This window comes from Mesorhizobium sp. M1307 (assembly GCF_040318155.1).
GTDB lineage: Bacteria > Pseudomonadota > Alphaproteobacteria > Rhizobiales > Rhizobiaceae > Mesorhizobium.
In genome coordinates, this window is record NZ_JAMYLR010000057.1 from 19,773 (window position 1) to 29,059 (window position 9,287).

Genomic DNA, 9,287 nt, shown 5'->3' on the forward strand with positions numbered 1-9,287 from the left:
AGCCGAGTGCAACCTGCGGCCGAAAAGCCTATTTCTTCGCCATCTGCTTCTTCACCAGATCGATCTTGCGGTCGGTCAGGGGGATGGGGAGTGTGTAGCCGGCTTCGGTAAAGCCCTGCTTGGCGTTTTCGAAGAATTCGATCGCCTTTTGGTATTCGGCATTGCCGCCGCCATAGCTGCCGCGGTTCCAGTGGACGTCGCCGAGATTGTTCTGCTCGAAGGCCCATTGCATCGGCTGGCCTTCGCGGGTGAAGACCTTGAGCGTTGCCTCGAAGGCGGCTTCGGCTTCATCCAGATATTTGCCGGTGCGTTCGAGATTGCCGAGATTGATCAGGCTCATGCCGATGCCGTTCTGCGCGTTTGCCCAATCGACGGGCGAGGTCTCGAAGGTCAGCACCTCCAGCGCCGCCCGGCGCGCGGCGATCGATGCGGCCAGTTTGCCGGGATCGGCCTCGCTCATGCTCAGCCATTGCAGCGCCGAGCCGAGGCCGGCCTGCGCCAGTGCCCATTGCCGCGGCGTGGTCTCGCGCTTGTATTCGCGCAGTGCATCGCGATAGGCCTCGATCGCCGCCTCGTAGTGCACCGGCTTGTCGGTCACGCCGCCGAGCAGTTGCAGCGTGTTGCCGAGATTGTAGTGGGTCATCGCCCAGTCGAGCGGAAACTCCTTTTTGGTATAGACGCGCCGTGCCGCCCGGTATGCAGCAGCCGATTGCTCAAGCCTGGCAGGATCGCGCGTGCGCTGGCCGAGCGTCTGGTAGATCGAGCCGAGATTGTTCTCCGCCGAAGCCCAATCCGTCGGAAAACGCTGGCGTGTGAATATGGTCAGCGCGTCGCCATAGGCGGCAGCCGCCTCTTCGAGCAGGCCGGTGCCGAGATCGAAACGGGCAGCACTGCTCAGCGCGTTGCCCAGATTGAGACGGCTGCTCGCCCAGGAGAGTGGGAAGGTGTCGCGTGTGCGGATTTCGAGCGCGGCGCGGAATGCCGCGGCTGCCTCGTCGATTTTTGCCTTGTCGTTGCGTTGCGTGCCGAGAGACACCAGCGTATTGCCGAGGTTGTTCTGGACCATCGCCCACTGAACGGGCGCCTTTTCGCGCGTGTATTCTTCAAGCGCCAGCCGGTATGCGGCCTCGGCCTCGGTCAGGCGCTCGCCGACCGGTTCGCGTTCCGAAAGCGCGTAAAGCGCAAGGCCAAGGTTGCTTTGCGAGGCGGCCCAGTCCAGCGGGACTTTGTCGCGCGGCCGCTTCTCCAGCGTGGCGCGCATCGCCACCACCGCCTCGTTCAGGCGTTTCGGGTCGCTCTCGCGTTCGCCGATCTTCAACAGCACATTGGCCAGGTTATTCTGGGCGGCCGCCCAGTTGAGATCATCCTTCTCGCGCTCGAACACGGCAAGCGAATCGCGAAAGATCTTCGCTGCCTCTTCCAGCCGGTCGATTTGGCGCTCGCGCTCGCCGATCGTCTGCAGCACCACAGCCATGTTGTTGCGGGTGATCGCCCAGTCGCGGTTCTGCTCGCCATTGGGGATGAAGTTCAGGATGACGCGGTAGGCGTCGATGGCGTGCTGCAGCGCTTGCCTGTCGCCGGTGGCGCTGCCATGCGCGTTGAGCGCTTCCGCCTCCTGGTTCTTGTAGTTCCAGCGCAGCCTGTCGTCCCATCTCTCGACCAGCGAGAAGGCCTTGCCGTAATCGTTGGCGGCCGACAGATAGTCGAAGACCAGCGCCGAAGCGTCGGCGCGCCTGGCATAGATCGCCGCGTCGGCAAGACGCTTCTGCCTGACCAGATCCTCTGCCCGGTCGACCACGCCGCTGGCCTGCTCGACCCGGCCCACCGCCTGGTCGAGGAAGTTGCGCGCAGTGACGATGGCGCCCTGGCCGATCGCCTTGTCGGCCGAGGCGACGAGGCGGCTGATCTCGGGGTCGTCGGTGCGCAGCGCGTCGCGCTCGGAGATCATCTTCTTCAGGCGCTCGGCCTGGGCGTCGAGCAGCTTTTGCAGGTCGGTGGGGTCCTCCGGCATCTTTTCGGTGCCGAGCGCCTTCAACACGCCATAAAGCGCGTCGAGCGGCACGCCGTCCTGCAGCGAGGCCAGTTCCACCTGTGCCCGCGTGGGGTCAGGCAACTCGGCGATCGTCAGCAGCAATTGCCGCCGCTCGCCGGTGATCAGGCCGTCGTCGCCGGTCGGTTCCTGCGGTGCTACGCCGAAGTAGAGCAGCCGGCGAAGGCTTTCATTGACCCATGGCCGCTGCTTGGCCTTGGTGTCGAGATAGACCTCCTCGGTCACCATGCGCATGACCGAGCCGAACTCGGTGCCCTTCATCGCCGCGAGGTGGCGCAGAAGTGCCGCTGCGTAGGGGCTGTTTTCGCCGACGATGCCATCGAGTGCCGGCCGCCCCGGCTCGGCGGCAAAGCCAATCACCGTTCCCAGATTTTCCGTCGCGGTCGCGTTTGCCAGTGCCCTGGCGCCGCGCACCGGCTCCAGGCCGCCGGCGCCAATCGGCGAGGCCGAGGCCGTCGGCGCCCGGCGCAGCACCGCATCCGCCGGAAACGGGTTGGTGCGGCAGGCATCGAGCAGCATGATCGTTACCGGCACGGTCGTCTTCAGTTCGTCCATGACGGCGGAAATCGGCACCAGGGCCTGATCGGCGTCCTTCAATGAAGAAACGTCAGCGTCGACCGGCACCAGATAGTTTTCGCCGCCAGCCTCGATGCCGTGGCCGGAATAGTAGATCAAGGCGACGTCGGCGTCCTCGGCATCCTCGGCGAAACGTTCGAGGTCGCGCTTCAGCTTTGCCGTGTCGCGGTCGGTGACGCTGCGCGCGTCGAAGCCGAGATCGGTCAGCATCTTGGCGATGTCGCGGGCGTCGTTGGCCGGGTTGGGAAGAGCCGCTATGTGCTGGTATTTCGACTGGCCGACAATCAGCGCCACGCCCTTGAGGCTCGCCGGCTCCGCCGCATGAGCCGAGGTCACCGCGAGGCAAAGCATGGCGCCGACGAAAGCCGTCAGCCACGCCTGCTTGAAGAAGTGCTGATTTCCGACAAGGCCCATTCGCCGCGTGTCCCCCGACAACCCTGTATAGCGCCGGCATCCAACCATGAGCAAATTCGGGCAAGATCCGAGCGGCCGGATTGTTGGCCGGTACATTCGCGAGGGAAGGGCGATTGCGCCGCCGCCGGGGCTCGCCTATCACGGGAAAAATGTCTCCGCTTATCGAAACCGTCCTCTTCGTCTTCAGTCTCGTCGGGCTCGGCTATCTTGCCGGGTTGACCGGCTATTTGAAGCCGGCGAGCGGCGAGGGCGTATCCGAATTCGCCATCAACGTGGCAATGCCGCTTTTGCTGTTCCAGACCATGGTAAAGGCCGATTTCCACGGCGTGGCGCCGTGGTCGCTATGGGGCGCTTATTTCGCGGCGGTTGCGCTCACCTGGGCCACCGGCCATCTGGTCATTACGCGCATCTTCGGGCGGGACGCCCGCGCCGGCGTCGTCGGCGGCGTATCGTCGTCCTACTCCAACGTCGTCCTGCTCGGCGCGCCCTTCATCATCGGCGTGTTCGGGCCGGCCGGGTTCGAAGTGCTGTCACTGCTCGTCTCCATTCACCTGCCAGTGATGATGATGGCCTCGATCATCCTTTTCGAGATGTTCGGCCGCGGCGGCAGCGAGCCTGTGCATCCGCTCCGCGTCGTCAGGAGCTTTCTCAGGCGGGTATTCATCAATCCGCTGATCATAGGCATACTGGCCGGGCTGGCGTGGCGCTTCACCGGTGCGCCGCTGCCGGTGCTTGCGACGCGGCTGAGCGACGCGCTGGCCGGCACGGCCGCCCCGGTGGCGCTGTTCGCCATGGGGCTCAGCCTGCGCCGTTTCGGCATTTCCGGCAATGTAAGGCCGGCGCTGGCGCTGTCGGCGCTGAAACTGTTCCTAATGCCGGCGCTGGTTCTCGGCCTGGTCTGGCTGATCGGCCTGCCGCCATTGACGGCCAAGGTGGCGGTCATGGTTGCGGCGTTGCCGTCCGGCATCAATTCCTATCTCATCGCGGTGCAGTTCAACACCGGCCAGGCGCTGGCGTCGAACCAGATGACCATCGCCACCGCCTGTGCGGTCGTGACCACTGCGTTTTGGCTGACCGTGGTCGTCCATGTTTTTGGATAAGAACTCGGGTTTTTGGATAAGAACCCGGGTTTTTGGATAAGAACCCGGCTGCATCGCCTCTCGCTTTGGCTGGCCCAAACCCTATATGCCATCTTGTGATTGCTTGCGGGGCTTGCCCTGGGCTAAGAGCAGTGGCTCTAGCGATGCTATCGCGCACGTCCATTCACGAAATCAGCGACCGGCCCGCCAGGTGCCGAACGGAGGCGAGATCATGCTTCAGAAGACCAGCCATTTCATGCGGCAGGCCAATCTCATCAATGGCGAATGGGTGCAGGCCGATTCAGGCCAGACGGTCGACGTCAACAATCCTGCCACCGGCCTCAAGATCGGCACGGTGCCGAAGTCGGGCAAGGCCGAGACCCGCCGCGCCATCGAAGCCGCCGACGCGGCCTTCCAGACATGGCGCAAGACCACCGCGCTCGAACGCTCGAAGCTGTTGCGCAAGCTGCACGACGCGATGATGGATAATCAGGACGTGTTGGCCGAACTGCTGACCATCGAACAGGGCAAGTCGCTGTTCGAATCGAAGGGCGAGATCGGCTCGGCCGCGTCCTACATATTGTGGTTCGCCGAAGAAGGCCGCCGCACCTATGGCGACGTCGTGCCGTCGCCCTGGGCTGACCGCCGTATCCTGGTGACCAAGGAACCGGTCGGCGTCATCGCCGCCATCACGCCGTGGAATTTCCCGTCCTCGATGCTGGCCCGCAAGCTTGGCCCGGCGCTTGCCGCCGGCTGTACCGCCGTGGTCAAGCCGGCGTCGCAGACGCCTTATTCCGGCCTTGCCTGGGGCGCGCTTGCCGAGGAAGTCGGCTTCCCTAAAGGCGTAATCAATATCCTGACCGGCGCCGCCGGTGAGATCGGCGACGAGATCTGCGCCAACCCGCTGGTCAAGAAGATCACCTTCACCGGCTCGACGGAGGTCGGCAAGATCCTGATCCAGAAGTCGTCGGTGACGGTCAAGAAAGTGTCGATGGAGCTCGGCGGCAACGCGCCGTTCATCGTCTTCGATGACGCCGATCTCGAGCGGGCCGTCGCCGGCGCCATCACCGCCAAGTACCGCAATTCCGGCCAGACCTGCGTCTGCACCAACCGCTTCCTGGTGCAGGCCGGCATCTACGACCAGTTTGTCGAAAAGCTGGCTGCTGCGAGCAACGGGCTGAAGGTCGGTTCCGGCCTCGAGGAAGGCGTCCAGCAGGGACCGCTGATCGACGAAAAGGCGGTGGAGAAGGTCGAGGAGCTGATTGCCGACGCTACCGCCAAAGGCGGCAAGGTCGTCGCCGGCGGCAAGCGCCACGCGCTCGGCGGCTCGTTCTTCCAGCCGACGGTGATCGCCAATGCGACGCCGAAGATGCGCTTCATGAAGGAAGAAATCTTCGGCCCGGTGGCGCCGGTATTCAAGTTCGAAACCGAGGAAGAGGCCGTGGCACTCGCCAACGACACCGAGTTCGGCCTGGCCTGCTATTTCTACACCGGCGATCTCGGCCGCGCCTTCCGGGTCATGGAAGGGCTGAAATACGGCATGGTTGGCGTCAATGAAGGGCTCATCACCACCCCTGAGGCGCCGTTCGGCGGCGTCAAGGAATCGGGCCTCGGCAAGGAAGGCGGCCATCAGGGCATCGAGGACTATCTCGACACCAAATATGTCTGCATCGGCGGACTTGGTCTCTAGAAGCCTCATGCGGTAATACCGAAAACGACCCTGAGCCGCTTCGGAAAAGGCCAGGCTGGCGTCGAGCAACGAACTTGCGAGCATGGCGATGAAGGACGGCGAGGTTTTCGGCACGACGCAGGCGGGCGAGGAAGTCCGCCGTTTCACCATTCGTGGCGGCGGCCTTACCGCCAACATCATCGGCCTGGGTGCGATCATCCAGGATCTGCACCTGGCCGGGCACGAGGCGCCATTGGTGCTCGGCTATGATCGTTTCGAGCACTATGAGACGGATACCGCCTTCTTCGGCACCGTCGTCGGGCGCTATGCCAACCGTATCCGCGACGGCCGCTTCACGCTTGCCGGCAAACGCTACCAGACCGAGCGCAATTTCCTCGAAAAGCACACGCTGCATGGCGGTTCGCAAGGTTTTTCGCGCCGTGCCTGGGCGGTTTCGCTGCATGGCAGGGATTTTGTAACGCTGACCCTGCACGACCCCGACGGCACGATGGGCTTTCCCGGCGCGCTCGACGTGACCTGCACCTACCGGCTCAAGATCCCCGGCACGCTCAGCGTCGAACTGACCGCCACCTGCGAGGAGCCGACGCTCTGCAACCTCACGCAGCATTCCTATTTCAACCTGGATGACGGCGGCACCGGCGACATTCTCGACCACCGGCTGATGCTGAATGCCGGCGCCTATCTGCCGGTCGACGCGGATCTGATCCCGACAGGCACGGTCAAGCCGGTCGACGGCACGCCCTTCGATTTTCGCCAGGCGCGGCCGCTGCGCATGGAGACCGAGGGCGAGCAGCTCCCTTACGACCAGAATTTCTGCCTCGCCTCGACGCGCGGGCCGCTGAAGCAGGCGTCGTGGGCGCAAGGCGCGAATTCCGGCGTCGAGATGGAGCTCTGGACCACCGAGCCAGGTGTCCAGCTCTATACCGGCCAGTACCTGGCACCGTCCTCGCCTGGACTAGGCGGACGCCAGTACAAGGCCTTTTCGGGCTTCTGCCTGGAGCCGCAAATCTGGCCGGATGCGCCGAACCGGCCGTATTTCCCGCAAGCCACGCTGTGGCCGGGCCAGATCTATCATCACGTGACGGAATACCGGTTCAGGCTGCCTTAGGGCATGACCCCCGGAAACCGGCATGGTTTTGCTGCGCTGACCTCCGGTTCGGAAAGGATCATGCAAAATTCAAAGTGTTATAGCGTCCTTTGCGCGTCCATGACGCGCGGCGCTCTGGAGTCAAAACGCAATCACTCTGAACGACCGACTTCGAACCCTCTCGGACCTTTGACGCCGAGAGCCCTGACGACGCAAGTTGACCCGTTGAAGACGTTCATCCGCACCCGGTCGAAAGTCAGGAACGGCTGACGAGCGGTCATTCACCGCGCGGCCAACGGCGCGTTCTGGCTCCGATGCTTCCATGGGTGTAGGGTTGTGCCATAAAGAGGCGCATATGGCGGTTCCCCCTCTCAATCGGAAGCTGCTGGCGATCCTGGCGGCCGATATGGTTGGCTACTCGAAGGCGATGGAGGCCGATGAGGCCGGAACCATTGAGCGATTGAAAACCGTTCGTTCCGAGGTGTTCGACCCCGCCATCTCCCAGCGCCATGGCCGCGTCGTCAAGTTGATGGGCGATGGCGCGCTTGTCGCCTTCGAAAGCGTGGTCGACGCAGTCGCCTGCGCAGCGGAAATCCAAAGCGCGGCGGCCGCGCGCAATGAAGGTCTGCCAGAGCCTGAGCGCATCGTGTTCCGCATCGGGGTCAATCTGGGCGACGTTGCGCTGGTTGACGGCGATGTCTATGGCGACGGCGTCAATGTCGCCGCGCGGTTGCAGCAACTCGCTGAGCCGGGCGGCGTGATCGTATCGGGCACGGCCTTTGACCATCTGCAGGGCAAGCTTGATTTGCCCCTCGATTTCGCCGGCGAGCAGCAGGTCAAGAACATCAGCCGCCCCGTGCGGATGTACCGACTGAGGCTCGATGGCAAGCGGGTGCGTTGGACCTTACGCAAGGCGATGCCGCGCTGGACCAGGACGACTGCAGCGGCCATCGTCGTGCTGGCTCTGGCGGGTGGAGGGACCTGGTGGTTCTTTCAGCCCGCGCCGCTGGGGGCCAAGCCATCGGTCGCGGTGCTGCCCTTCAATTATTATGGCGGCGACGAGGCCACCGGGCGTTTGGCCGATGGCTTGACTGAGGATATCATAACCGACCTCGCGCGGTTTCCCGAACTTGAGGTCGTGGCCCGGAATTCGACGGAAGTTTACAAAGGCAAGCCGATGGATGCCCGCCAGGTAGCAAGTGCGCTCCATGTCGGCTTCGTACTAGAAGGCTCTATCCAGCGGCAAAATGGGCGGGTGCGGGTCACCGCGCAGTTGATCGATGCACAAACCGGCAACCATCTTTGGTCGGATCGTTGGGACCGGCCTGCTGAGGACGTTTTCGCCGTCCAGACCGAGATCGCAGAGCAAGTCACCAACCGTCTGGGCGGCGGCGTAGGGTTGATTCAGGCGGCCGGGCGGGCCGCGGCCAAACGTAAACGACCTGAAAACCTGAATGCTTATGATTATTATCTGCTCGGGACCGAGAAGATTGAAAAGATCACCATAGCGGATGAGGAGGAGGCCATCGCGCTTCTCAACCGCGCCGTTGAGCTGGACCCCGGGCTGGCCCGGGCCTGGGTAGAACTTTATCATGCTCATGGTATATTGGCTGGCTTCGGTATCAATCCCGAGAGCGAGATCAAGGCGGCTGCCGATGTGGCCGAACGCGCGGTGCGGCTCGATCCAAGTGACGCTGAGGCACACGCCGTGTTTGGTATGAGCCTCAGCCAGAAGGGCGACAACGCCCGCGCCAAGGCTGAGCTGGACACGGCCCTTCGTCTAGCTCCCGGTTCGTCCGAAATCCTGACATTCTATACCGGCTTTGCGGCACGCTTCAATGAACCCGAACGCGGCGCTCAGATGGTCGACCAAGTAACGCGGCTCGACCCGAACTACCCGATGTGGACGTCCAACTTCTTCGCCCCTGCCTATTTTATGGCCGGCCGATATGAGGACGCGTTGAAGATGCTGGAGCGCATGACGCCTAACAACTACGACAAGTGGAAGTGGGTGGTGCTTAGCAGCTCCCTTGCGGCTCTGGGTCGAATGGATGAGGCGAATGCTTCGGTTAGGGAAACTCTCAAGCAGTACCCGGACCTGACCGTCGAGAGCATGATTAATGAAGTGGGCTTGAGCACTAAAGAGCGCAGCCGGTTTATTGAAACAATGCCGCTCGCCGGCTTTCCGGCTTGCGCCAAGCCCGAGGCGCTGGCGAAACTCGCCAAACCTGTGCGATTGTCGGAATGCGAGGCGGGGGAGGCGAAGCCTCTCGGGCAGCCATAGAACACCCCTGTGCAAAGAAAGGAGTTGTGTGCGTCAAGTTCTGCAAAATGGCGTGGCATTGCGGTGACGTCGGCGTGTCCGCCGCGCAGCCCCCGTGTTTAGCGGAG

Annotated in this window: 5 protein-coding genes; 4 read left to right on the forward strand and 1 reads right to left on the reverse strand. The window is 63.2% G+C overall.

What is annotated here, in order from left to right:
• Nucleotides 1-28: 28 nt before the first annotated feature.
• Complete coding sequence (locus tag NKH16_RS31990) at nt 29-3,040, reverse strand: caspase family protein (protein ID WP_352823349.1); 3,012 nt, start codon at nt 3,038-3,040, stop codon at nt 29-31.
• Nucleotides 3,041-3,189: 149 nt separating this feature from the next.
• Here NKH16_RS31990 and NKH16_RS31995 point away from each other — a divergent pair, with 149 nt between their 5' ends.
• The 4 genes from NKH16_RS31995 (at nt 3,190) to NKH16_RS32010 (ending at nt 9,180) form a co-directional block, all read left to right on the forward strand.
• Entirely contained in the window at nt 3,190-4,140 is a 951-nt protein-coding gene (locus NKH16_RS31995; RefSeq protein ID WP_352749013.1) for an AEC family transporter, read from the forward strand.
• Between the two features lie 211 nt (nt 4,141-4,351).
• Nucleotides 4,352-5,809 (forward strand): NAD-dependent succinate-semialdehyde dehydrogenase, encoded by a 1,458-nt coding sequence (locus NKH16_RS32000; RefSeq protein WP_352749015.1) that lies wholly within the window; start codon nt 4,352-4,354, stop codon nt 5,807-5,809.
• Nucleotides 5,810-5,891: 82 nt separating this feature from the next.
• Nucleotides 5,892-6,917, forward strand: coding sequence for an aldose epimerase family protein (locus NKH16_RS32005; protein ID WP_352719619.1), 1,026 nt, complete (start codon nt 5,892-5,894; stop codon nt 6,915-6,917).
• Between the two features lie 334 nt (nt 6,918-7,251).
• Nucleotides 7,252-9,180, forward strand: a complete 1,929-nt coding sequence (locus NKH16_RS32010; protein WP_352903479.1) for an adenylate/guanylate cyclase domain-containing protein — start codon at nt 7,252-7,254, stop codon at nt 9,178-9,180.
• Nucleotides 9,181-9,287 lie beyond the last annotated feature (107 nt).